We start from the raw sequence: 23,012 nt of genomic DNA, 5'->3' as shown, positions 1-23,012 counted from the left end.
TTACACTGCCAGCGATCTTATCCACTCAAGGAGTGCTGTTGCTGTATGGAAATATTGATCCTGCTGGGATTGATTTTGCTTAATGGCGTCTTCGCCATGTCAGAAATCGCCATCGTCACCGCACGCAAGGCTCGCCTCGGCAAGCTTGCCTCTGAAGGCAACCGCTCCGCCGGCATTGCCCTCAAACTGGGCGAAGACCCGACCCATTTTCTCTCTGCCGTCCAAATCGGCATTACCAGCATCGGTCTGCTCAACGGTATCTACGGCGAATCCCTGCTGGCCCAGCCCTTCTCCCTCTGGTTGCAGGAGTGGGGACTCCCGGCCAAGAGCAGTGGCCTGATCGCCACCGTCATCGTGGTAGTGGTGGTTACTTATCTCTCCATTGTGGTGGGGGAGCTGGTGCCCAAGCGGCTCGGCCAGCTCAATGCCGAGCGCATCGCCTGTCTGGTGGCCCGCCCCATGCACTGGCTCGCCACCCTGACCCGCCCCTTCGTCTGGCTGCTGTCGGCCTCCACCAATGCCAGCCTGCGGCTGCTGCGGGTCAACCAGAACGGCAGCGCCAACGTTACCGAGGAGGAGATCCACGCCATGCTGGTGGAGGGCTCTGAAGCCGGGGTGATCGAGGATCATGAACACACCATGCTGCGCAACGTCTTCCGTCTCGACGAGCGCAGCCTCTCCTCCCTGATGGTGCCGCGCAGCGATATCCGCTATCTGGATCTGGCGCTGCCGCTGGAGACCAACCTGCAGCGACTGGTGGAGTATCGCCACAGCTATTTTCCGGTCTGCGACGGCAACCTGTCAGAATTGGTGGGTATCATCAATGTCAGCAAGGTGCTGCACGCCTATATCAAGGGTGAGCCCATCGATCTGGCTGCCCTGACCCAGGAGGGCAGCCTGCTGCCGGAGACCCTCAACGGCGTCGAGCTGCTCAACCACTTCCGCACCCACAGCGAACAGATGGCGCTAGTGGTGGACGAATATGGCGAGCTGCAGGGGCTGGTCACCCAGCAGGATCTGCTGGAGGCGCTGGCGGGGGATTTCCAGCAGGAGGATGGCGAGGACAACTGGGCCTTCCGGCGCGCCGACGGCAGCTGGCTGCTCGATGGCCTGATCCCGCTGCCAGAGTTGAAGGACTGTCTGGAGCTGGTTCGTCTGCCAGAAGAAGAAAAACATCACTATCACACCCTCGGAGGGCTTATCATGCTGCTCCTTGGTCGTGTTCCACAAACCGGAGACCTGGTGACACTGGAACAGTGGCAACTGGAAATTGTTGACATGGATGGCCTGCGCATCGACAAGGTGCTCGCCATGCCCTTGACCGATCAACCCAGCTAACCTGCGGAGTTTGCAAGTATGGAGCAGTTTTACCAACTGGCTCACGCCTTTATGAATCACGATCTGAACACACTTTCCGATCCCAAGATGGCCTTCATGATCTGTGGTGTAATTCTGACGTTTCTGGTACTGGAAAACGGATTCATCCCTACCGCCTTTCTGCCCGGTGACAGCCTGCTGATCCTCACCGGCGTGCTCATCTATCAGGATGTGTTGTCTCTCGGGGTGATCCCGCTGTTGATCATGGCCACCTTTGTCGGTACCTGGCTCGGTTACATGCAGGGGCGCTTTCTCGGCCACACCCAGCTCTACCATCGGCTGATGTCCCATGTGGAAGAGCGACACCAGCAGAAGGTCTACCACCTGCTGGACAAGTACGGGATCATCACCCTGATCACCGCGCGCTATATCGCCTTCGTACGCACCGCCTACCCCTACATCGTCGGTGCCACCGAGCTGCCCCAGGGGCGCTTTCTCATCGTCAATCTGATCAGCTCCATCATGTGGATCTGCCCGCTGGTAGGGTTTGGCTACTACCTGAGCCACACCAAGCTGGCCGCCGAATACCAGACCCAGTTCTTCAACATCATCATCTATCTGCCGGTGGCCCTGCTGGTGGGTGGCATGGTGGCGCTGGTCTGGCGCTGGATCAGCAAACGCAGGGCCACGCAGCCACGGGATTGACCCCTCGCCCAACGCCCGACCCGAAAGCCCTCGCCAGAGGGCTTTTTTGATCGCCAATTTTGCGCAAATAGCAGAAATAGTCCCGCTCGGCCCTTGTAAAGCCGGGGTAAAAATGAGTGAATCTAGCGCCTTTTTTTGGATGGGAATGGAGTCGGTTGTATGTGGTGTCGGATTCGCGCAGCAGCGCTGGTTGTCGGGTTGATGGGAATGCTGGGATTGCCTGCGGTCAGCGCGGCACCCAACCCAGCCAAACTGGAAGTACGCTCAAGCAGCGCCCTGGTCGTGGATGTAAAAACGGGCAAGACGCTCTACCAGAAGAATGCCACCAAGGTGCGTCCCATCGCCTCTCTCACCAAGCTGATGACAGCGCTGGTGGTGCTGGATGCCAAACAGAATCTCAACCAGACCATCACGATCGACAAGAACGATCTGGATCGGGTCAAACACACTCACTCCCGTATCCGCATGGGCACCAAGGTGACTCGCCGCGACGCCCTGCATCTGGCATTGATGTCCTCCGAAAACCGGATGGCCTCGGCACTGGCACGTCACTATCCGGGCGGTCGCAGCGCCTTCGTGCGGGCCATGAACAACAAGGCCAGAACGCTCGGAATGCGTAATACCCACTTCTACGATTCCACCGGCCTCTCCACCCGCAACGTCTCTACCGCCCAGGATCTGGGCAAGCTGGCCGCCGCCGCCTATCGTCAGCCGCTGATCCGTCAGTTCACTCAGGATGAGAACCGGGAGATGCGCTTCAACGCCCCCGCCTACAGCCTGATGTTCAACAACACCAACCCGCTGGTGAAAAACCCGGATTGGGACGTACGCCTCTCCAAGACCGGCTTCACTGACGAGGCTGGACGCTGTCTGGTGATGCGCGCCAAACCGGACAGCCGCGAGCTTGCCATCGTGCTGCTCAATTCGGTGGGCAAACGCACCCCGATCGGCGATGCCAACCGCATTCGCAAATGGCTGAAAAGCTGAGCCAATATCTCAACAAAAAAGGATGCTGCGGCATCCTTTTTTATTGCCTGCAGAACGCCTCAGCAGGCCTTGCAGGATGTTGATAGCCAAACCCTGAGTGATGAGCTGCGCGCAGTCCCCCGCAGCAACAGCAGGCATACAGGGCGCCTATAGATGAGGCAGAGGGTGGCAAGGGGTTGCACCGTTCAGAAGATCGGTGCGCAATCACAGAAAGGGGAAGAAATGAGGACCAGAACAGCCAGGTAAACGGGCGATCCACCCGCAACAGCGCACGGGGATCCGCACCAAAAGCTAAATATCGCCCATAAAAAAACAGCCCCGACCGAAGTCGGGGCTGTCTGTATGGTGCGCCCGAGAGGATTCGAACCTCTGACCACCTGGTTCGTAGCCAGGTACTCTATCCAGCTGAGCTACGGGCGCTCATAAACTTTTGGTACTGCTTGAAATATGGTGCGCCCGAGAGGATTCGAACCTCTGACCACCTGGTTCGTAGCCAGGTACTCTATCCAGCTGAGCTACGGGCGCTCACAAACTTTTGTGTACTGCTTGAAAAATGGTGCGCCCGAGAGGATTCGAACCTCTGACCACCTGGTTCGTAGCCAGGTACTCTATCCAGCTGAGCTACGGGCGCTCATAAATCGTTGTGTCGTTTTAAATGGTGCGCCCGAGAGGATTCGAACCTCTGACCACCTGGTTCGTAGCCAGGTACTCTATCCAGCTGAGCTACGGGCGCCCTGTTTTAAAACGATAAAAAAAGCTTACTTATCAGTAAGCCTTTTCCAAAGTGTCGACTTGCTGATGGTCAACACATGACTCTTGCTTGAGTCGTAATATGGTGCGCCCGAGAGGATTCGAACCTCTGACCACCTGGTTCGTAGCCAGGTACTCTATCCAGCTGAGCTACGGGCGCAAATGGCGGAGAAGGGGGGATTCGAACCCCCGATGCGGGTATAAGCCGCATACTCCCTTAGCAGGGGAGCGCCTTCAGCCTCTCGGCCACCTCTCCGTTTGCGGGGCTGATAATACTTCACAGGGATTTTTAGTCAAACACTTTTTTGGAGAAAAAAGTGCGTTCGCTCAGCATTTGGTCAAAGCGTGGAATATTCAAACAATATCGGCACTTATCCCGCAGTTTCGCGCCCTGCAGGGCAATTTCAGGGGGCCGGAAAAACAAAAGGCGACACATGAGGTGTCGCCTTGTCACAGCCATGAAAGTGGCTTAGAAGCCCGGTTGACCCGGAACTTTCTCGGCCTGGATGCGCTGGTAGATCTCTTCGCGGTGTACGGAGACCTCTTTCGGCGCGTTAACACCGATACGGACCTGGTTACCTTTAACGCCCAGTACGGTGACAGTCACTTCATCACCAATCATCAGGGTTTCCCCAACACGACGAGTCAAAATAAGCATTCGCTTGCTCCTGTATCCTGTTTTGTTTTTATATCGATATGCGACATTATCTAACAAAGATACCGATATGGTAAATGGTTGAAACTAAATCAATCAGAGATTGTTAGCCCAAGGGCTGCTCTTGCGGTGCCTGATCCAACCCGAAAGCCGCGTGCAGGGCCCGCACTGCCAGCTCCAGATACTTCTCGTCAATCACCACAGAGATTTTGATTTCAGAGGTCGAGATCAACTGCATGTTGATCCCCTCCTCGCCCAATACCTTGAACATGGTGCGCGCAACACCGGGATGGTTCCACATGCCGACACCGACAATGGAAACCTTGGCAATTTCGCCATTTCCCTGCACGCAGGAGGCGCCAAGTTCGGTGGCGGTCTCCTCCAGCAGTGCCCGGGCGCGGCGATAGTCGTCACGATTCACCGTGAAGGTGAAGTCGGCGGTGCCATCTCCCAGGGTGTTCTGCACAATCATGTCGACATCAATGTTGGCGTCGCTGATCGGATTCAGGATCTGCGCGGCAACGGTTGGTCTGTCCGGCACGCCCAGAATGGTCAGGCTGGCCTCGTTGCGGTTAAAAGCGATCCCGGATACCAGGGGAGCTTCCATCCTATCACCTCCATATGTGATTAAGGTTCCCTCTCCATCGATAAAGCTCGACAGCACCCGCAGCGGGACGCGGTACTTGCCCGCAAACTCCACCGAGCGGATCTGCAACACCTTGGCGCCGAGACTGGCCATCTCCAGCATCTCCTCGAAGGTGATGGTGTCGAGACGACGCGCCTTGGGCTCGATGCGCGGATCCGTGGTGTATACCCCATCCACATCGGTAAAGATCTGGCACTCATCGGCCTTGATGGCCGCCGCCACAGCAACCGCCGTGGTATCCGAACCGCCGCGGCCCAGGGTTGTGATGGCGTTATGCTCGTCACGACCCTGGAAACCGGCGATCACCACCACCTTGCCCGCAGCCAGTTCGGCATGAACCAGCTCGGTGTCGATGTGGGTGATGCGCGCCTTGCCATAGGCGGAATCGGTGTGAATCCGCACCTGATCACCGGTCATTGAGACCGCAGGACAACCGCGTTTGTTCAACGCGATCGCCAGCAGCGCTATGGTGACCTGCTCACCGGTGGAGACCAGTACATCCATCTCCCGCCGGTTGGCATCAGGATCCAGCTGCTGGGCCATGCCCAGCAGCCGGTTGGTTTCGCCCGACATGGCGGAGACAACCACCACCACGTCGTGTCCCTGGGCGCGGGTCTGCTCGACCCGCTCAGCTACCGCCTCGATCCGCTCCAGTGTGCCGACCGAGGTGCCGCCGTACTTCTGTACATAGAGTGCCACAGATCACCTCGCCCGATTACAGGCGCTCTTCCAGCCAGGAGTGAACGGATTGCAGCGCTGCCGGCACCGCCTCAGGCTGGGTACCACCCGCCTGTGCCATGTCCGGACGGCCACCGCCCTTGCCACCCACCTGCTGGGCAACCAGATTGACCAGCTCACCGGCCTTGACCTTGCCGGTCAGGTCGTTGGTGACGCCCGCGATCAGGTTGACCTTGCCATCGGCACAGGTGGCCAGCAGCACAACACCGGACTTCATCTGGTTCTTCAGCTCGTCCAGCATGCCGCGCAGGGATTTCGGATCGGCCCCTTCCAGCGCTGCAACCAGCACCTTCTGACCGTTGATCTCGATCACCTGACCCAGCAGGTCGTTACCGGCCTGAGCGGCAAGCTTGGCCTTGAGCTGCTCCAGCTCGCGCTCCATCATCTTGGCCTTGTCCAGCATCTGGCGAACCTTGTCGGCGATGCAGAACTGATCACCTTTCACCAGTGCGGCAGCCTCTTCGATCTGCTCGCCAACCTGATGCATGAAGTCGATGGCCGCTTTGCCGGTCACCGCTTCGATACGGCGCACGCCAGCTGCGATACCGCTCTCGGCGATGATCTTGAAGAAGCCGATATCACCGGTGCGCTTGGCGTGAGTACCGCCGCACAGCTCGGTGGAGTAGTCGCCCATGCGCACCACGCGCACGTCGTCTTCATATTTCTCACCAAACAGCGCCATGGCACCGGCGGACTTGGCCGCTTCCAGATCCATCAGCTGGGTGGTGATTTCGTGGTTGGCGCGGATCTGGTTGTTGACCAGCTCCTCGACCCGGCGAATGGTCGCCATGGTCAACCCCTCGAAGTGGGAGAAGTCAAAGCGCATGCGCTCGGCCCCTACCAGAGAACCTTTCTGGGTGACATGCTCGCCCAGAGCCTGACGCAGGGCAGCGTGCAGCAGGTGAGTCACGGAGTGGTTCAGGGCGATGGCCTGACGACGGTCAGCGTCAACCACGGCTTCCACTTCGGCGCCCTTCTCCAGGGTGCCCAGCTCCATGTAGCCCTTGTGGATGATCGCCTTGCCCGCTTTCAGGGTGTCGGTCACGGCAAAGATGCCGTCGTCCACTTTCAGGGTACCGCTGTCGCCGATCTGGCCGCCGGACTCGGCGTAGAAGGGGGTCTCTTCCAGCACGATGACCGCTTCGTCACCGGCGATAAGACCGCTCACCTCTTCCACACCCTTGTAGATACCAACCACGCGGGTACGCTCGGTCAAGGTCTTGTAACCGGTGAAGGGGGTCTCGAAGTCGAGCTTGAGCATCTCGTTGTAGTTCACGCCGAAGCTGGAGGCTTCTTTGGCGCGAGCACGCTGCTTCTCCATCTCGGCCTTGAAGCCCTCTTCGTCGATGCCGATCTCGCGCTCGCGCACCACGTCGGCAGTCAGGTCGGCCGGGAAGCCGTAAGTGTCATAGAGCTTGAACACCACCTCACCCGGAATAACCTTGGCATCGCCCAGGTTGGCCAGAGCATCTTCCAGCAGCAGCAGACCGCGATCCAGAGTGCGGACGAACTGCTCCTCTTCGATGCGCAGCACGCGCTCGACCAGCGGCAGCTGGGCGATCAGCTCGGCAGCGACATCCTTCATCTGCACTGCCAGCTCGGCAGCCAGTTTGTAGAAGAAGACATCGGTCGCACCCAGCTTGCGACCGTGACGCACGGCGCGGCGGATGATGCGACGCAGCACATAGCCACGACCTTCGTTGGACGGCATCACGCCATCTGCCACCAGGAAGGCGCAGGAGCGGATGTGGTCAGCGATGACGCGCAGAGACTGGTTGCTCAGGTCGGTGGTGCCGACAATCTCGGCCGCTTTCTTGATCAGCGCCTGGAAGATGTCGATTTCGTAGTTGGAGTGGACACCCTGCATGATGGCGGAGATACGCTCCAGACCCATGCCAGTATCCACGGACGGACGCGGCAGCGGCTCCATGGTGCCGTCAGCCTGACGGTTGAACTGCATGAAGACCACGTTCCAGATCTCGATGAAACGGTCGCCATCCTCTTCCGGTGAGCCGGGACGGCCACCCCAGATGTGATCGCCGTGGTCATAGAAGATCTCGGTGCAGGGACCGCACGGGCCGGTATCGCCCATCGCCCAGAAGTTGTCGGAAGCGTAAGGGGCACCCTTGTTGTCACCGATGCGCACGATGCGATCGGCCGGGACACCGACCTCTTTTTCCCAGATATCGAAAGCCTCATCGTCAGTCGCGTAGACGGTCACCAGCAGGCGCTCTTTCGGCAGCTGCAGCACCTCGGTCAGGAAGCCCCATGCAAACTTGATTGCATCCTGCTTGAAGTAGTCACCGAAGCTGAAGTTGCCCAGCATTTCGAAGAAGGTGTGGTGACGAGCGGTATAGCCGACGTTTTCCAGATCGTTGTGCTTACCACCGGCACGCACGCAACGCTGGGAAGTCGTCGCGCGATTGTAGGCACGCTTGTCTGCGCCAAGGAACACGTCCTTGAACTGGTTCATACCCGCGTTGGTAAACAACAGGGTCGGGTCGTTATGCGGTACCAGCGAGCTGGAGGAGACAACCTGGTGCCCCTGGGAACGGAAATACTCGAGAAACGCAGCGCGAATCTCTGACGTGGACATATACATGGAAAATCCTGCTTGATTCGAATACGGACTTTTAACCGCATTAATGTAAGTTTTCTGCGGGGTAAAGTAAAACGGACAGGGCCGCCACGGGCGAAAAAGCGCACATAAACGGGCCAGAAAAGAGCACCACTGCCCACAGTGGCTTTTTTCACTGTCGAGAGGCAAAAAAGCAGCGCATAAAGAGGGATGAGATGAACAAAAGGCCGCTTATTCAGGATTGTGCGCGCAAGCTACTGAGCGGGCAGGAAAAACCTGCCGCAAGGAGAGGTGAAACGACGTTTGCCACGCAGTGGCGTTACTCTTCCTGCTCCTGCAGGGCAGAGATAGCGTAACGTGCCTGATCCTGGGTAAAGCCGCGCCCCAACAGATATTTGAGCCACTTCATCCGTAGCTTGAAATCCGCCAGATCGGCCACTCGGACGCGCCGTTCGAGCAGGGCAAACGCCAGTTCGAACCAGTCCAGCTCCGGCTGATCGAATGCGGCATCAATCTGCATATCGTCGAGCCCCTTGCGGCGCAGATCGAAGCGGATCTTGATGGGGCCATGGCCCTTGGCGGCTCCGGCACGTACAGCCATACCGCCGTAACGTTCGTCATTGACCCAGTTGTAACCGCGGCAGTAGTCGACCACCGCCTCGATCACCTCTTCATTGAAGCCCTGCTGGCGCAGCCGGTTGGCCAGCTCCGACTCGGCACTCTCGCGACGGGCCAGACTGCGCATGGCAAAGGCGCGGGCAGCGGCTAGCTGCTCTGCAAAGGTCGGTTCGGCAGGCTCGACCGGTTCGGTAACGGATTCATCAACCATCATAAATAACAAGGCCGGGTATCTACCCGGCCTTCCTTTGTTCCTTATTCGAACTATTGTTCGCTTTCGGCATCGAACTCGTCTGCCTCAACCGGTGCAGCCTTGTCATCGACTGGCACGGCACCGGAGAGCAGCAGCTCGCGCAGGCGGGCTTCCACTTCGCCAGCCATCACCTTGTTCTCGGCGAACAGCTTCATCACGTTGGCCTTGCCCTGACCGATCTTCTCGCCGTTGTAGCTGTACCAGGCGCCGGCCTTGTCGATCAGCTTGTGCTTGACGCCGAGATCCACCAGCTCGCCCTCTTTGGAGATACCGGCGCCGTAGAAGATCTGGAATTCGGCCTGCTTGAAGGGCGGGGCCACCTTGTTCTTGACCACTTTGACGCGGGTCTCGTTACCGACCACTTCGTCGCCTTCCTTGATGGCGCCGATACGACGGATATCCAGACGCACGGAGGCGTAGAACTTGAGCGCGTTACCACCAGTGGTGGTCTCCGGGCTACCGAACATGACGCCGATCTTCATCCGGATCTGGTTAATGAAGATGCACAGGCAGTTGGCGTTCTTGATGTTGGCAGTCAGCTTGCGCAGTGCTTGGGACATCAGACGGGCCTGCAGGCCAACGTGGGAGTCACCCATCTCGCCTTCAATTTCCGCTTTCGGGGTCAGGGCTGCCACGGAGTCGACGATGATGACGTCAACCGCGTTGGAGCGAACCAGCATGTCGCAGATCTCCAGCGCCTGTTCACCGGTATCCGGCTGGGAGATCAGCAGGTCGTCGACGTTGACGCCCAGCTTGGCAGCGTAGATAGGGTCGAGGGCGTGTTCCGCATCGACGAAGGCACAGGTTTTGCCTTTCTTCTGGGCTTCGGCGATCACCTGCAGGGTGAGGGTGGTTTTACCGGAAGATTCCGGGCCGTAGATTTCGACGATACGGCCACACGGCAGACCGCCAATGCCCAGCGCCACGTCCAGCGAGAGGGAACCGGTAGAGATGGCTTCGATATCCATGGTCTTGCTGTCGCCCAGACGCATGATGGAACCTTTGCCGAACTGCTTTTCAATCTGACCCAGCGCAGCCGCCAGTGCCTTCTGTTTGTTCTGATCCATGCCAATCTCCGCTGGAAATCGTGAGTAAGAAGTGAAGTTGGGCTAAGTATACTGTCTATTCATACAGTATCAAGCCCAATTTATCTGAGCAGGACCAACAGACCCGACAAGGCCTGTCTCACCGCCTGCTGGCGTACCTGTCGGCGATCTCCGTCGAAGCGGGCCAGCAGGGAGTGGTGACGGCCATTGCGGTCGGCCCAAGCGAACCAGACAGTGCCGACCGGCTTGCCTTCGGTGGCGCCGCCGGGGCCGGCGATACCACTGATAGCAACGCTGATGGAGGCAGACGAGTGGGCCAGCGCGCCGCGGGCCATCTCCAGCACCACGGCTTCGCTCACGGCACCGTGCTGTTCAAGGCTATCGCTGCTCACCCCCAACATCTGCTGCTTGGCCTCGTTGGTGTAGGTGACAAATCCGCGATCGAACCAGCCGGAGCTGCCCGCGATGTCGGTAATAGCAGTAGCCACCCCGCCGCCGGTACAGGATTCGGCGGTCGCCGCCAGCCAGCCCCGCTGGCCAAGGACCCGTCCCAGCTCGATGGCAAGGTGCTCTATCTCTGCATCCAGTTTCATCACGACTCCTTCTGATCCGCTCAAGAGGCACATTATGCGCTCCCGCTAGCGCCGCCCGCAACCACGGCAGACCGCCCTTGCCTGCCGCAATGTGAGGTGCCGCACCGGCGTCATGCCTTCAATAGTGCAGAACAACCGCGCCCGGAACACCCGCTCCCCCGTCGCGGCGCTTATGTGTAGAATGGCGCCATCAAGCTCAAGGCTCATCACCGCAGACACTGGCCCGCAGAGGCCCCTTCTGGAACAGAACATGACCGCACAACACCAAGCCAGCGGCGCCACAAGCTCCGCTCCCGGCGCCAATCTGAGCGCCCACACCCCCATGATGCAGCAGTACCTTGGCCTCAAGGCCGAGAACCCGGAGATCCTGCTGTTCTACCGGATGGGCGACTTCTACGAGCTGTTCTATGACGATGCCCGCAAGGCCTCCCAGCTGCTCGACATCTCCCTGACCAAGCGTGGCCAGTCGGCCGGCAGCCCCATCCCGATGGCGGGGGTGCCCTATCACGCCATCGAGGGTTATCTGGCCAAGCTGGTGCAGCTCGGCGAATCCGCCGCCATCTGCGAACAGGTGGGGGATCCCGCCACCAGCAAGGGGCCGGTGGAGCGCAAGGTCATTCGCATCATCACCCCGGGCACCGTCTCCGACGAGGCGCTGCTCAGCGAGCGGCAGGACAACCTGATCGCCGCCGTCTATCACGATGGCCGCCGCTTCGGTTACGGCACCATGGACATCGGCTCCGGCCGCTTCTTCATCAACCAGTTCGAGAAGGAAGAGACCCTGCTGGCTGAGCTGCAGCGCACCAATCCGGCGGAGCTGCTCTACCCCGAATCCTTCGCCTTCCTGCACCACGTCGAGGGTCGCCGCGGTCTGCGCCGGCGCCCGGAGTGGGAGTTCGAGCTCGGCACCGCCCGCAAGCTCTTGTGCCAGCAGTTCGGTACCCAGGATCTGGTGGGCTTTGGCGTCGAACAGAGCGAGACCGCCCTGTGTGCTGCCGGTTGCCTGATGCAGTACGTCAAGGACACCCAGCGCACCGCCCTGCCCCACATTCGCAGCGTGCGCCTCGAGCAGCCGGATCACGCGGTCATCATGGATGCCGCCACCCGCCGCAATCTGGAGCTGACCCAGAATCTGGCCGGTGGCTATGAAAATACCCTGGCCGAGGTGCTGGATCGCACCGCCACCCCCATGGGCAGCCGCCTGCTCAAGCGCTGGATCCACCAACCGATCCGCGATCGGGTAATCCTGAAAGGTCGCCAGAGCACCATCAAGGAGCTCATCGAGCAGAACCTCTACGATGAACTGGGCAGCCTGCTGCGTCAGGTGGGTGATGTGGAGCGGGTGCTGGCCCGTCTCGCCCTGCGCTCGGCCCGCCCGCGCGACCTCACCCGGCTGCGGCAGGCTTTCGCCCAGCTGCCCGAGCTACAGCGCCTGCTGGCGGACAACGAGCACGAAGCGGTGCAGCAGCTGGCCGAGCGGGCCAGCACCTTCCCCGAGCTGCTCGACCTGCTGGAGCGTGCGGTGATGGAGGTGCCGCCGGTGCTGATCCGCGATGGTGGCGTCATCCGTGACGGCTTCAATCAGGAGCTGGACGAGCTACGGGATCTCGCCAACGGTGCCACCGCCAGCCTCGCCCGCATCGAAGAGCGGGAAAAACTGCTGACCGGCATCAACACCCTCAAGGTGGGTTACAACAAGGTGCACGGCTTCTATATCGAGGTGAGCCGCGCCAACAGCCATCTGGTGCCGGCCCACTACATCCGCCGCCAGACCCTCAAGAACAACGAACGCTACATCATCGACGAGCTGAAGAAGTACGAGGACAAGGTGCTCACCGCCCAGTCCCAGGCGCTGGCGCTGGAGAAACGGCTCTACGAAGAGCTGCTCGATGCCCTGCTGCCCCACCTCGGCGATCTGCAGGATTCCGCCGCCGCACTGGCGGAGCTGGACGTGCTGGCCAACCTGGCCGAGCGGGCCGAGACCCTCGACTACCGCTGCCCGACCCTAATCGATGAGGATCAGATCCTGATCGAAGCGGGCCGCCATCCGGTGGTTGAGCAGGTGATGACAGATCCCTTTATCGCCAACCCCATCCGGCTGGAGCGGGAGCGGCGGATGCTGATCATCACGGGTCCCAACATGGGCGGTAAATCGACCTACATGCGCCAGACCGCGCTGATCGTGCTGCTGGCCCATATCGGCGCCTTCGTGCCCGCCGACAGCGCCCGCATCGGCCCCATCGACCGCATATTCACCCGCATCGGGGCATCGGACGACCTCGCCTCCGGCCGCTCCACCTTTATGGTGGAGATGACCGAGACCGCCAATATCCTCAACAACGCCACCGCCCGCAGTCTGGTGCTGATGGACGAAATTGGCCGCGGCACCAGCACCTACGACGGCCTCTCGCTGGCGTGGGCCTGTGCCGAACAGCTGGCGAGCAAGATTGGCGCCTACACCCTGTTTGCCACCCACTACTTCGAGCTGACCCGCTTGCCCGAGCTGATGAGCGGGCTGGCCAACGTCCACCTCGATGCGGTGGAGCACGGCGACACCATCGCCTTTATGCACGCAGTGCAGGAAGGGGCGGCCAGCCGCTCCTACGGCCTGCAGGTGGCGGCGTTGGCTGGGGTGCCGAAATCGGTGATCCAGCAGGCCCGCCACAAACTGCATGAGCTGGAGAGCGCCACTCCGGTCGCCGCCGGTGAAAACCGCCCGGCTCCGGTGGCTCTCGCCCCGCAGCCTCATCCGGTGGTGGAAGAGCTGGAAGCGGTGCGCCCGGACGAGCTCACCCCGCGGCAAGCGCTGGATCTGCTCTATCGTCTCAAGCAAATGCTGTAAGCACTGGCTGCCGTGCAAGCATGCAAAAGGGGAACCGCGAGGTTCCCCTTTTTATATTCAGCACCCGGCAAACCAGTCAGGCCACCGCCCGCACCTCTCCACGGGCCCGCAGCAGACTCTGGCGCCCCTGCCAGTAACCCTGCAGATAACCGGACTCCAGCTTGACCGGATCCTGGGTAAAACGGGAAACCATGAAATCGGCCGGTGGCGCGATCACCTCGATGTCGCAATCGGCAGGGGGATTGGCGATGAAATCGAGCGCCCGGTTGTAGGCGAGATCCCGCTCCAGCATGGCTTGCGCCAGCGCCGGCTGGGTTTTCAGCAAGGCTTTGACCATCCAGCAGAAACGGGCCGGCTTCTTGCGATAGCCCCAGGGTTCAGACAGCACCACCGTCATCCGCCGCGCCCCGCGACGATAGGCCTCTATCACCGGAATGGAGTCGCTGATCCCGCCATCGGCCATCGGGCGACCATCGACGCAGGGGGTATCGTGCTGCACCACCGGCAGGGCACAGGTGGCGGTCAGCACCTCATCCATGTTGTCGGGCCGCACCGGCAGATAGATGGCCTTGCCGCTCGCCACATCGGTCGCCACCGCGTAGAAGGGAATGTCGCGGGCACAGAAGGTGTCGAGATCGAGCGGGAAGCGATGGCGACTGGCCTGCCACAGCCAGCCGATGTCCACCAGATCGCCCCCTTTGACGAAACGCAGGGGATCGAGAAACCGGGAGCTGCAAGCCAGCTCGGTGATGATGTGGTGACTGCGGCGCGGCTGCTCGCTCAGGTAGGAGACCAGATTGGTGGCGCCGGCCGAGACGCCCATGACGAAATCGAACGGGTAGTGGTGACTTTCGACAAACGCATCGAGCACGCCGCTGGCAAAGATGCCGCGCATCGCGCCCCCTTCGACAATCAGGGCGCAAGAGTGGGGATTAAACATAACAAGGCTCCGTCAGCTGTAATACCTGCCGGGATCGATCCCGGCCCAGTGATGGACGCCTTCATGCAGAACATCAAGACGCCGCAGCAGGACGATTCAAGCCACTCGCACAAGCCAGAAGCGGGCAGGAGCAAACCTGAACCGTGAAGCGACCCCCAGTATATGCAGCGCAACAACCTTCAAAAAATGAATTTAAATAATAAAAAACATGCCTTATTGGCATGGTTTAGCACATCGGCAGATACGGCCCTTTATCCGGTAACAGCACCATCAGGATCAAGGCAACCCGGGCCCGAACGTCCCGTCGACGGGGTTGTAGTGGTAGGCCCGATAATCAAAGTCCACCTTATCAAGGCGCGGATTGGCCAACTCGAACAACAGGCGCTTGGGGAGCTGCGCCTGCTCGAGGGAAGGTTTGAAGTGGCGCAGCCAGAGCTGTTGCAGCGAGCCATCCCGCCACGCCAGCTTGAGGCCGACCGAGAGGCGGCGGATGGCGGCCTGATTATCCTTGTGGGTGTAGAAGAGGTGGAGGAAGGGATAGTGCAGCGCCACTCGCCGATCCACGGTGAGACCGGGCAGATCACTGTGCTGCTCCTGCTCAATAAAGAGCTCGTTGGCCCCGCGGCAGAAGAGATCGATGCGACCGCGAGCCACCAGCTTGAACAGCCGCTCGTAACCGTCGATCTCCTGCACCTTGAATCCCCCATGACGCAGGATCTCCGCATCCTGCCAGCCACGGCCCTGCCCGTGCAGAAATTGCTGCAGCTCGGTCAGGGTATTGACCCTTGCCACTGCGTCGGCCTGCTGAGGACTGACAAAGCAGATGCGATAACCGAGGATGCCCAGCTCCACCGGAAAACGGACGTAATCCAGCGCTCCGCTCTCCGCGGCCGGGCGCAGACTGTCGGCCACAAACAGATTGGGGTATTGCTGAGTCTGCACAATCTGTCGCATCCGGATACGGTTCATCGGCGGCGCGGTTCGCAGCTCGTAGTCACCGAAGCTGTCGCGGGTCTTCTCCAGCGCCAGCTGCAACAGATCGCGAAAATAGAGGGTACGCAAGTCCCGATCGCTCTCGGGGCTGATATGAGTGATGACGTCGCTCGCCCGAAGGGGACTGGCAAGGAGGGAAAGGCTGCACAGCAGCAAGCAGGAAGCGATGCGATGAAAGGTCATACTGCTCATCCCGGAAATACAGGCTCACTAGAGTGTAGCGCCGGGGCGAGCAGCCTTCTAAAGGGAAGCCAGGCCTACCAGAACATCCGGCCCAGCAGGGGCGCCAGCAGCACGGTCACCATGCCGGCAATCATCATCACCATACTGGAGACCACTCCCTCTTCATTTCCCATCTGATAAGCCCTGGCAGTACCGGCGCCGTGGGCCGAGGCACCAAACCCCGCCCCCTTGCCGAGACGACTGCGAATGGCCAGCACGGTGAGCACGCTCTCCCCCACCGCCATGCCGATGACGCCGGTCAGCACCACAAACAGCGCCGTGAGATCGCTCTGACCGCCGATGGCGCGGGTCGCCTCCACCGCAAACGGCGTTGTGATAGAGCGCATCGCCAGACTGCGCTGCAGCATGTCGGAGAGATCCAGCCAGCGGGCCAGCAGCACGGTACTGCCCACCGCCATGATGACCGATGCGACCACCCCTACCGACAGCGACAGCCAGTGGCGGTGAATGAGCTGGCGGTTCTCGTAGACCGGCACCGCGAAGGCGACGGTCGCCGGGCCCAGCAGCCAGAGCAGCCAGTGGGATTCCGCCATGTAATCCTGATAGGGGATGTGGAACAGCAGCACCACGGCCACCAGCAGGGTCGGCGCCAGCAGCAGCGGCATCAGCGGCAGAATGCGCTTTTTGCCATAGAGCCATTTGCTGGCGTAGTAGAAGAGCAGGGTGAGGGCGAAACAGATCAGCCCGAGCAGGGTATCAGACATGACGGCGACTCCGGCGGGCCAGTTTCAGTTCGAGGCGGTAGACCCGATCCACCACCAGCGCGGTAGTGCCAAGCACTAGCGTGGTGCTCACCAGCAGCACCACCATGATGCGCCACCCCTCCTGCAACAATAGATCCTGATAGTTGACCACCGCAACTACGGCGGGCACGAAGAAGAGCAGCATCTCGGCCAGCAGCCAGCGAGCCCCCGCGCTGAACCACTCGGCCTTGACCACTCCGAGCAGGATGCAGGCCAGCAGCAACAGCATGCCTGTGAGGTTGGCGGGCAGCGGCAGATGGAGGGTACGCACCGCGGTATCGGCCAGCAGCCAGATGGCTGCCAGCAACACAATCTGGAAGGGAGTCTGTAACCAGCGCAAGCAGAGGGCTTTCATGATCATCGTCTTTCTGTGAACCGGCTCACAGTATAGAGTTGAGCAAAACCTGCCAGAAATGAATTAAAATTATCAAATTCATGCCACATAGGCATACTTCATCCCGTACCCGCCAACACGAGTCGAGAGAGTCCATGGATATTCGCGCCCTGCGCTATTTTGTCGAACTGGTGCGGGAAAAAAGCTTCACCCGCGCCTCTGAAAAGCTGTTCGTCACCCAACCCACCATCAGCAAGATGATCCGCAATATCGAAGAGGAGCTGGGTCAACCCCTGCTCAACCGGGAAGGGCGCCGCTTCACCCTGACCGACAGCGGCCAGGTGCTGTTCAACCGTGCCCAGACCATCTTGGCGGAGATGCAGCAGCTGGAGGCCGAACTGGCGGATCTGCAGAGCCTGCAACACGGTCGCCTCACCCTTGGCATTCCCCCCATGGTAGGTCACGTCTATGCGGATCTGATCCGCGCCTACCGTACCCGCTATCCCAAGGTGGAGCTGACCCTGGTGGAGTACGGCGGTCGTCGCATCGAACAGGCGGTGCTGGAGGGGGAGCTGGATCTCGCCATCACCATGCTGCCGACCAAAGAGGGGGGTGCCCTCAGCGCGCTGGAGCTGGATCAATACCCGATCCGGGTAGTGCTGCCTAATCAACCCCGCTGGCATGGCGAGGCGCCGCTGCGGCTGGAATCCCTGCAGGAGGAGCCCTTCCTGCTCTATACCCAGGCGTTTACCCTGAGCGAGCGGCTGGAGCAGGCGTGTCAGGAGGCGGGCTTTGTGCCGCAGGTGGCGGCGCGCAGCAGCCAGTGGGATTTTCTCACCGCCATGGTACGCAGCGGCATGGGGGTCGCCTTCTTGCCGGAGCCGGTATGCAACCGGCTGACCCCGGATGGTCTGGTGCTGCGGCCGCTGGAGCCCGAATTGAGCTGGCGACTCGGGGTGATCTGGCCGAGCGAGCGCTATCTCTCCCGCACCGCCGAGGCCTGGCTGGCCCTCTGCCGCCAGCGGCAGGCACCTCAGTAATCGCCGAAGCGATCGGTCTGCGGATTGTAGAAGTAGGGGCGGTAATCGAAGCTGATCCCGTCGAGGAAGGGGTTATCCAGTCGCAGCAGTCGGCGTTGGGAGAGCTTGGCAAAGGCGATGGCCTGGCCAAAGCTCTTGCGCCACAGCGCCTGTAGCGAGCCATCCTGCCACGCCAGCTGCAACCCCCGCTCGACCCGCTTGAGCGCCTCGCGATTGTTGGGATTGGTGTAGAAAACCCGGGGCAGCGGGTAGTAGATCAACAGTGCGTCATCCACCAGCAGATCCGTCATCTCCTTGTGGGTCAGCTGCTCGCTGCGCAGCTCGCTCACCCCGCGGCAGAAGAGATCGAAGCGACCCCGCGCCACCATCTTGAACAGCTTTTCGTACCCCTCCACTTCCACCACCTCCATCCCGGCGTAACGCAGGATATCCACATCCAGCCACCCCTTGCCCTGACCGAAGGTAAACTGCCGCAGCCCCTTGAGGTCAGTCACTTTGCTCACCGCCGCCTTTTGCTGCGGGCTGACAAAACAGATGCGGTAGCTGACGATCCCCAGATGGATGGGAAAACGGACATAGGCAAGCCCCAGATCCTCGCGGGTGCTGCTGTAGCTGTCCATCACAAAGAGGTTGGGATAGCTGTCGAGCTGCATGCTGAGCCGCTCGCGCGCCTTGGTCATGGGCGGCGCAGGCTCCAGCAGATAGTCGCCAAACTGGTCGCGGGTCTTGTCGAGGGCGAGCCGCAGCAGCTCCCGATCATAAGTGGTACGCGGATCCCGCTCGCTCTCCGGGCTGATATGGGTAAACCGGGTGGCCGCCTGTCCGGTCAGCGACAACATGCAGAGCAGAGCGGCGGCCAGCAGATGCAGGGGTGACATAAACCGCGCCTTGGCTGAAGGGGTACTTTCAGTGTAGCCCTGAGCGTGGCCGCCCCACCTTGGCGCTGCCTGTGTGAGGATAAGCAACACGACAAACAGGGGGACGCGGGCAGATATCCTCACGAGTCACATCGCCTCCGGGCCACCACCGGCCCGGAGAGCAGGTTCACACCGTGCCCGGCACTACTCTTCGCCGATGGGAGCGGCGATCCACTTCATCAGCGTCAGCATATCCTGCGGCGCCACACCGACCGAGAGACCGCGCTTGCCGCCGCTCACCAGGATCTCGTCAAATTGCATGGCCGAGTCGTCGAGCACAGTGGGCAGCAGTTTCTTCTGGGCCAGCGGGCTGATGCCACCCACCTTGTAACCGGTCAGCTTCTCCGCTTCCGCCGGTTTCATCATCTCCACCTTCTTGAGACCAGTCGCCTTGGCCAGCTGCTTCAGACTGCACATACCGGATGAGGGAACGATGGCCACCACCGCCTGCTTGTCGTGATGGGCGACCAGAGTCTTGAACACCTGCGCCTCCGGCAGCCCGAGCTGGGTCGCGGCATGCTTGCCGAAATCGTCGTGGGCTTCGCACTCGTAGGGGTAGAGCTTGTGGGGGATTTTGAGCTTCTTCAGCAGGTTGATGGCAGGAGTCATGATGGTTGCCTTGAATCGAATCGCATAAAAACAAGGCCAAACAGTCTGCGCCTCACTCTGGGGTGATGCAAGGGGGATGGTAGTTGCAAGGGCCATTGACTGGCCGCTATACCATGCACGCTGGCGGCGAGCGACCAGAAGACTTGACCAAACAGAGTCCAAACGGGTATTGCTTTAACCCTTTGCCGCCGCCACAACCCATACCGCAGGAGCCCATATGCAACTAACCCCACCCCAACCGCCTCAGGACGATGAGATCGAAGCGCTGCGCATTGGCCTCTCCGGCTTCAACACGGGTCACGCCGGTACCCATCTGCGCGAGCGGATCGCCAGCTTTATCAAGGATAAAGAGGGTAAGGTACACGGCGGCATCATCGCCGACATCAAGTGGGGCTGGCTGCATGTCGACTGGCTCTGGATCGACGAAAGCATCCGCCGTGACGGCTGGGGCGGCCGCCTGCTCGGCGCCATGGAGCAGTACGCCCAAAGCAAGGGCATCAGCAACTACCATCTGGAAACCACCAGTTTTCAGGCCCTCCCCTTCTACCAGAAACAGGGCTACGAGGTCTTTGGCCAGCTGCCCGATATGCCGCCGGGGCATATCAGTTACTTCCTGAAAAAGCAGTCATAAGCCGATGAGCAGCCGCAACAGCCCTGCAATAGACAAGGCGCCGGGTAGCAGGAGTTTCTCCTTCTACAGACGCCTTGCCTTGCTCTTTGCGCTGCTTGCAACCAGCTCCAGCGTCCTAGCCCTGTCACTACACGATCTGGATCCGGCATTTGAGCGGTGCGAAGCGATCAAGTCACAACACAGCGCCACACTACCCGCGAAAAGCGACCCCTTCTGGTCACTGGAGAAAGCACAGCAGGCGACCGTGCTGATCTATCTGCATGAGAAAAGCATGGAGCGCTGCACCGCAGCAGAGGTCGATGCGCTGGCGCTCAAGGCGTTCCATCAGGCGGTAGCGGGAGACCGTAGTTTTCTCGACACCCTGATCAAGGCGAGAACCACCACGCTCACTCCCGCCCAGCAAGCTCAGTTGCAGCAAGTCGGCCAAGCAGAGCTGGATAGATTGGCCGGGATGAAGGAATTTGCTCAGCCTTTCTCGCTGACGGCTTCCCTCAAGCAACTGGGCAGCGCAGCCCCATAGACACCATCAAGCAGGAAGCACGATGCAGCTCACTACCGTTGCCAACACCCAGATCGTAATCCGCCCATTCGAGCCGAGCGATGCTGACGAGTTTGTCCGCGCGGCCCACGAATCCATCGAGGCGGTCGGCCAATGGATGAGCTGGTGCTCCCGTTCATTTACTCGGGAGAGCGCGCTGGAGTGGTTTGCCAGCTGCGAGCAGGATTTTGCGGCGGGACGCGCCTTTGACATGGGCATCTTCTGCGCCACCACCGGCCAACTGCTGGGTGGCGCAGGAATCAACCAGCTGTCACCCCATCATCGCTACGGCAATATCGGTTACTGGGTACGTCAATCCCGCCAAGGCTGTGGTATCGCCCGACAGGCGGTCGCCCTGCTCCGTGACTTTGGCTTTCAGCAGTTGGGACTATTTCGGCTGGAGATCGTGATGGGAATCGGCAACAGCGCCAGCGAAGCGGTTGCCATTGCCGCCGGGGCTACCTTTGAGTGCCGGGCTAGAAATCGCATCTTCCTACATGGCCAGCCTTTTGATGCGCATATCTATTCGCTTGTTCCTACCGCCAGTATTCTGCCTACGGTTATAACGTGATTTAACCGTCTTTTTATCAACAACATGAAATATCACCTGAACTTAAAATCACTATAGTCATATCGGATATTATCAGCCCACAACAACCATAAAACAGCAGCGCAGACAAATAGAAACCACTCGAATTAATTTCTAAAAAAACATAACAAAGTATCTTCCAAGTTTAATATGAACCTCCTCACACTTCCGAAAACAAAGTCTTATTAAAATCTTGGAATATATATACACTTTATAAACTCACTTAATCCTATTAGCCTGTAAGGTATGTCATGTATAACCAATTAACTGATTTAGATGAATTATTGTCAAAAGTGAAGAGCAGATTTTCAAAGGAGTATTTGAGAGAAGCTATAACATCTTATAGATCTGGCGCATATCGAGCAGCAGTTACATCAACATGGATCTCTATTTGTGTTGATGTAATCGAGAAGACGCGAGAACTTGCACTAGGTGGCGATGCAGAAGCAATAAAAATTGAGAAAAGGTTAGGAAATATAACGCCTAATGATTTCAAAAGTATGCTTGATTTTGAGAACGATGTGCTGCGTATTGCATATGAAGACCTAGGATTAATCTCGTTAATTGAAAAGACGCATCTAGAGCGAATAAAAGAAGATCGAAATATTTGTGCTCACCCGACCTTTTCATTAGATGGTGCCCAATTTATCCCTCCCCCTGAAATGGTACGTTCATATATATTTCAAGCATCAGCCTATCTATTAAATCAGCCGCCGATAAAAGGAAAGTCAATCCTTGGTAGCATTTACAGTTTAATTACTAGCGAATCATTCCCTGAAGAATCAGAAAAAGCATTTATTGTTCTTAAAGCTGACCAATATCTTGGCAGAGTAAAAGACTCCGTATATAGAAACGTCACAATAATATTATTTAAAAGACTATTCAAAGACACCGCTCCATTGAGTTTTTCTCTAATGCGCAAAATAACCTCTGCGTTATCCTCTATAGAAAGACTAAATTCAACTGAGTATGTAACCACATGTAGGGAAAAGCTTACAGACATCTTATCCAACACAGATGATAACAATCTAAAAAGATTCATAGTTATCACTTCAATCAAGCCAGACTTATGGAGTTATATTAGTGAAGCTATAAAGAAAAGAGTGGAACAAACAATAAAAGTAATGGAAGTGACATCGTTGATTGAATATCGACTAACTAAAGCAAGTGAAAACATTGAAGATGTAAAATCATACTTTATTTCAGCTATCGCAGGGAAAACGGATGATGAATTAAAAAAATTGGTTAAAGAGTCGCCCTCCCCATTATTAGTAAACAAGGCTATAAATATTTTTGTAGAGTCTGGAAGCTTTGTTTCAGCGTATAATAATGGTGTTAATATTCTTCTCCATCATGGTGAATTCATAGACGATGATGGTTTGAAGCTTGTTTTTGAAAAATCGCTCAGCAGCTCTTGGAGGGGAATAAATCAAATTCTTAATGCTGGTGGCATTGGTGATGTATTTGCTGAACTTTACTTAAAAACGAAATGTAAGGTATTAAACCATAAGAAGTTATGGAAAGACTTCTGTGAGGAATTAAATGAAAAAGGGTTTGAATATCCACCTCTTGATGCACTAATGACCACTGATGGGCTCATCATAATAGACCCCGTAGATGCCTAGTACCACAGGGGGCAATGAACGAAGTGAAGTGCACCTCTCGTCACAATAGCGGAGCAATGCGCTCCGCTTATTGCACCCTACG

21 protein-coding genes and 6 tRNA genes are annotated in these 23,012 nt (G+C 58.5%); 9 read left to right on the top strand and 18 right to left on the bottom strand.

What is annotated here, in order from left to right; all coding sequences use genetic code 11:
- The first annotated feature begins 45 nt into the window (after positions 1-45).
- From AB5Y71_RS02375 to pbpG, 3 genes are all read left to right on the top strand, one after another.
- Positions 46-1,338, top strand: a complete 1,293-nt coding sequence (locus AB5Y71_RS02375; RefSeq protein WP_279463922.1) for a hemolysin family protein — start codon at positions 46-48, stop codon at positions 1,336-1,338.
- Positions 1,339-1,356: 18 nt separating this feature from the next.
- Positions 1,357-2,022, top strand: a complete 666-nt coding sequence (locus AB5Y71_RS02370; RefSeq protein ID WP_368170896.1) for a DedA family protein — start codon at positions 1,357-1,359, stop codon at positions 2,020-2,022.
- A 159-nt stretch (positions 2,023-2,181) separates the two neighbouring features.
- Complete coding sequence (gene pbpG / locus AB5Y71_RS02365) at positions 2,182-3,009, top strand: D-alanyl-D-alanine endopeptidase (protein WP_201954127.1); 828 nt, start codon at positions 2,182-2,184, stop codon at positions 3,007-3,009.
- A 343-nt stretch (positions 3,010-3,352) separates the two neighbouring features.
- On the opposite strand, the gene AB5Y71_RS02360 is transcribed toward pbpG, so the two are convergent.
- From AB5Y71_RS02360 to pncC, 12 genes are all read right to left on the bottom strand, one after another.
- A tRNA-Arg gene (locus AB5Y71_RS02360) sits at positions 3,353-3,429 on the bottom strand.
- A gap of 28 nt (positions 3,430-3,457) precedes the next feature.
- Positions 3,458-3,534 (bottom strand) — tRNA-Arg (locus tag AB5Y71_RS02355).
- A gap of 29 nt (positions 3,535-3,563) precedes the next feature.
- Positions 3,564-3,640: transfer RNA gene (locus tag AB5Y71_RS02350), tRNA-Arg, on the bottom strand.
- 25 nt (positions 3,641-3,665) lie between these two features.
- Positions 3,666-3,742, bottom strand: a tRNA-Arg gene (locus tag AB5Y71_RS02345).
- 100 nt (positions 3,743-3,842) lie between these two features.
- A tRNA-Arg gene (locus AB5Y71_RS02340) sits at positions 3,843-3,919 on the bottom strand.
- 3 nt (positions 3,920-3,922) lie between these two features.
- A tRNA-Ser gene (locus tag AB5Y71_RS02335) sits at positions 3,923-4,015 on the bottom strand.
- A gap of 213 nt (positions 4,016-4,228) precedes the next feature.
- Complete coding sequence (gene csrA, locus AB5Y71_RS02330; RefSeq protein ID WP_005336053.1) at positions 4,229-4,417, bottom strand: carbon storage regulator CsrA; 189 nt, start codon at positions 4,415-4,417, stop codon at positions 4,229-4,231.
- 103 nt (positions 4,418-4,520) lie between these two features.
- Positions 4,521-5,759: an aspartate kinase gene (locus AB5Y71_RS02325; protein ID WP_005336054.1), complete on the bottom strand. Its 1,239-nt coding sequence runs from the start codon at positions 5,757-5,759 to the stop codon at positions 4,521-4,523.
- Positions 5,760-5,775: 16 nt separating this feature from the next.
- Positions 5,776-8,400 carry an alanine--tRNA ligase gene (gene alaS / locus AB5Y71_RS02320; protein WP_040068996.1) on the bottom strand — a complete coding sequence of 875 codons (2,625 nt, stop codon included), beginning with the start codon at positions 8,398-8,400 and terminating at the stop codon, positions 5,776-5,778.
- A 295-nt stretch (positions 8,401-8,695) separates the two neighbouring features.
- Complete coding sequence (locus AB5Y71_RS02315) at positions 8,696-9,205, bottom strand: regulatory protein RecX (RefSeq protein WP_368170907.1); 510 nt, start codon at positions 9,203-9,205, stop codon at positions 8,696-8,698.
- Between the two features lie 53 nt (positions 9,206-9,258).
- Positions 9,259-10,314, bottom strand: coding sequence for a recombinase RecA (gene recA, locus AB5Y71_RS02310; protein ID WP_368170895.1), 1,056 nt, complete (start codon positions 10,312-10,314; stop codon positions 9,259-9,261).
- An 80-nt stretch (positions 10,315-10,394) separates the two neighbouring features.
- On the bottom strand, positions 10,395-10,886 hold the full coding sequence (gene pncC / locus AB5Y71_RS02305) for a nicotinamide-nucleotide amidase (protein WP_204478071.1): 492 nt from the start codon (positions 10,884-10,886) through the stop codon (positions 10,395-10,397).
- A gap of 322 nt (positions 10,887-11,208) precedes the next feature.
- On the opposite strand from pncC, the gene mutS reads away from it, so the two are divergent.
- Complete coding sequence (gene mutS, locus AB5Y71_RS02300; RefSeq protein WP_368170906.1) at positions 11,209-13,728, top strand: DNA mismatch repair protein MutS; 2,520 nt, start codon at positions 11,209-11,211, stop codon at positions 13,726-13,728.
- A 76-nt stretch (positions 13,729-13,804) separates the two neighbouring features.
- On the opposite strand, the gene AB5Y71_RS02295 is transcribed toward mutS, so the two are convergent.
- From AB5Y71_RS02295 to AB5Y71_RS02280, 4 genes are all read right to left on the bottom strand, one after another.
- Positions 13,805-14,668, bottom strand: coding sequence for a patatin family protein (locus AB5Y71_RS02295; RefSeq protein ID WP_335832798.1), 864 nt, complete (start codon positions 14,666-14,668; stop codon positions 13,805-13,807).
- Positions 14,669-14,944: 276 nt separating this feature from the next.
- Positions 14,945-15,844, bottom strand: a complete 900-nt coding sequence (locus AB5Y71_RS02290) for a hypothetical protein (protein ID WP_368170894.1) — start codon at positions 15,842-15,844, stop codon at positions 14,945-14,947.
- 74 nt (positions 15,845-15,918) lie between these two features.
- Positions 15,919-16,608 carry an LrgB family protein gene (locus AB5Y71_RS02285; protein ID WP_368170893.1) on the bottom strand — a complete coding sequence of 230 codons (690 nt, stop codon included), beginning with the start codon at positions 16,606-16,608 and terminating at the stop codon, positions 15,919-15,921.
- The gene (locus tag AB5Y71_RS02280) at positions 16,601-17,002 is read right to left on the bottom strand and encodes a CidA/LrgA family protein (protein ID WP_040069042.1); all 402 of its coding nucleotides are present in this window, start codon (positions 17,000-17,002) and stop codon (positions 16,601-16,603) included. The genes AB5Y71_RS02285 and AB5Y71_RS02280 overlap by 8 nt, the downstream gene beginning before the upstream one ends.
- A 134-nt stretch (positions 17,003-17,136) precedes the next feature.
- Here AB5Y71_RS02280 and AB5Y71_RS02275 point away from each other — a divergent pair, with 134 nt between their 5' ends.
- Positions 17,137-18,021: a LysR family transcriptional regulator gene (locus AB5Y71_RS02275; protein WP_236302388.1), complete on the top strand. Its 885-nt coding sequence runs from the start codon at positions 17,137-17,139 to the stop codon at positions 18,019-18,021.
- Here AB5Y71_RS02275 and AB5Y71_RS02270 read toward each other — a convergent pair.
- Both AB5Y71_RS02270 and ybaK read right to left on the bottom strand, forming a co-directional pair.
- Positions 18,015-18,899, bottom strand: coding sequence for a transporter substrate-binding domain-containing protein (locus tag AB5Y71_RS02270; RefSeq protein ID WP_368170892.1), 885 nt, complete (start codon positions 18,897-18,899; stop codon positions 18,015-18,017). The two genes, AB5Y71_RS02275 and AB5Y71_RS02270, sit on opposite strands and share 7 nt — an antisense overlap.
- Before the next feature lie 183 nt (positions 18,900-19,082).
- A complete protein-coding gene (ybaK, locus tag AB5Y71_RS02265; RefSeq protein ID WP_323911133.1) occupies positions 19,083-19,547 on the bottom strand; it encodes a Cys-tRNA(Pro) deacylase in 465 nt (154 codons plus the stop codon).
- A 217-nt stretch (positions 19,548-19,764) separates the two neighbouring features.
- Between ybaK and AB5Y71_RS02260 the strand changes: the two genes are divergently transcribed.
- The 4 genes from AB5Y71_RS02260 to AB5Y71_RS02245 all read left to right on the top strand — a co-directional run bounded on the left by AB5Y71_RS02260 (position 19,765) and on the right by AB5Y71_RS02245 (position 22,930).
- Positions 19,765-20,178 carry a GNAT family N-acetyltransferase gene (locus tag AB5Y71_RS02260; RefSeq protein ID WP_042052595.1) on the top strand — a complete coding sequence of 138 codons (414 nt, stop codon included), beginning with the start codon at positions 19,765-19,767 and terminating at the stop codon, positions 20,176-20,178.
- Between the two features lie 4 nt (positions 20,179-20,182).
- Complete coding sequence (locus tag AB5Y71_RS02255; protein ID WP_368170891.1) at positions 20,183-20,698, top strand: hypothetical protein; 516 nt, start codon at positions 20,183-20,185, stop codon at positions 20,696-20,698.
- A gap of 22 nt (positions 20,699-20,720) precedes the next feature.
- Positions 20,721-21,287 carry a GNAT family N-acetyltransferase gene (locus AB5Y71_RS02250; RefSeq protein ID WP_151287131.1) on the top strand — a complete coding sequence of 189 codons (567 nt, stop codon included), beginning with the start codon at positions 20,721-20,723 and terminating at the stop codon, positions 21,285-21,287.
- A 269-nt stretch (positions 21,288-21,556) separates the two neighbouring features.
- Complete coding sequence (locus tag AB5Y71_RS02245) at positions 21,557-22,930, top strand: hypothetical protein (RefSeq protein WP_368170890.1); 1,374 nt, start codon at positions 21,557-21,559, stop codon at positions 22,928-22,930.
- Positions 22,931-23,012 lie beyond the last annotated feature (82 nt).

The sequence above is a fragment of the Aeromonas sp. R9-2 genome (genome assembly GCF_040908025.1).
GTDB classification, from domain to species: domain Bacteria; phylum Pseudomonadota; class Gammaproteobacteria; order Enterobacterales; family Aeromonadaceae; genus Aeromonas; species Aeromonas veronii.
Note: the sequence above shows the minus strand (reverse complement) of the source record. Positions and strands in the feature narration are given on the sequence as shown.

Bases quoted from the DNA above. Each gene is read 5' to 3' on its own strand.
- AB5Y71_RS02275 (WP_236302388.1), top strand. From the start codon at position 17,137: ATGGATATTCGCGCCCTGCGCTATTTTGTCGAACTGGTGCGGGAAAAA.
- recA (WP_368170895.1), bottom strand. From the start codon at position 10,314: ATGGATCAGAACAAACAGAAGGCACTGGCGGCTGCGCTGGGTCAGATT.
- alaS (WP_040068996.1), bottom strand. From the start codon at position 8,400: ATGTATATGTCCACGTCAGAGATTCGCGCTGCGTTTCTCGAGTATTTC.
- pncC (WP_204478071.1), bottom strand. From the start codon at position 10,886: ATGAAACTGGATGCAGAGATAGAGCACCTTGCCATCGAGCTGGGACGG.
- AB5Y71_RS02270 (WP_368170892.1), bottom strand. From the start codon at position 18,899: ATGTCACCCCTGCATCTGCTGGCCGCCGCTCTGCTCTGCATGTTGTCG.
- csrA (WP_005336053.1), bottom strand. From the start codon at position 4,417: ATGCTTATTTTGACTCGTCGTGTTGGGGAAACCCTGATGATTGGTGAT.
- AB5Y71_RS02315 (WP_368170907.1), bottom strand. From the start codon at position 9,205: ATGGTTGATGAATCCGTTACCGAACCGGTCGAGCCTGCCGAACCGACC.
- AB5Y71_RS02245 (WP_368170890.1), top strand. From the start codon at position 21,557: ATGTATAACCAATTAACTGATTTAGATGAATTATTGTCAAAAGTGAAG.
- AB5Y71_RS02290 (WP_368170894.1), bottom strand. From the start codon at position 15,844: ATGACCTTTCATCGCATCGCTTCCTGCTTGCTGCTGTGCAGCCTTTCC.
- AB5Y71_RS02375 (WP_279463922.1), top strand. From the start codon at position 46: ATGGAAATATTGATCCTGCTGGGATTGATTTTGCTTAATGGCGTCTTC.
- ybaK (WP_323911133.1), bottom strand. From the start codon at position 19,547: ATGACTCCTGCCATCAACCTGCTGAAGAAGCTCAAAATCCCCCACAAG.
- AB5Y71_RS02370 (WP_368170896.1), top strand. From the start codon at position 1,357: ATGGAGCAGTTTTACCAACTGGCTCACGCCTTTATGAATCACGATCTG.
- AB5Y71_RS02285 (WP_368170893.1), bottom strand. From the start codon at position 16,608: ATGTCTGATACCCTGCTCGGGCTGATCTGTTTCGCCCTCACCCTGCTC.
- AB5Y71_RS02280 (WP_040069042.1), bottom strand. From the start codon at position 17,002: ATGAAAGCCCTCTGCTTGCGCTGGTTACAGACTCCCTTCCAGATTGTG.
- pbpG (WP_201954127.1), top strand. From the start codon at position 2,182: ATGTGGTGTCGGATTCGCGCAGCAGCGCTGGTTGTCGGGTTGATGGGA.
- mutS (WP_368170906.1), top strand. From the start codon at position 11,209: ATGATGCAGCAGTACCTTGGCCTCAAGGCCGAGAACCCGGAGATCCTG.
- AB5Y71_RS02250 (WP_151287131.1), top strand. From the start codon at position 20,721: ATGCAGCTCACTACCGTTGCCAACACCCAGATCGTAATCCGCCCATTC.
- AB5Y71_RS02260 (WP_042052595.1), top strand. From the start codon at position 19,765: ATGCAACTAACCCCACCCCAACCGCCTCAGGACGATGAGATCGAAGCG.
- AB5Y71_RS02255 (WP_368170891.1), top strand. From the start codon at position 20,183: ATGAGCAGCCGCAACAGCCCTGCAATAGACAAGGCGCCGGGTAGCAGG.
- AB5Y71_RS02295 (WP_335832798.1), bottom strand. From the start codon at position 14,668: ATGTTTAATCCCCACTCTTGCGCCCTGATTGTCGAAGGGGGCGCGATG.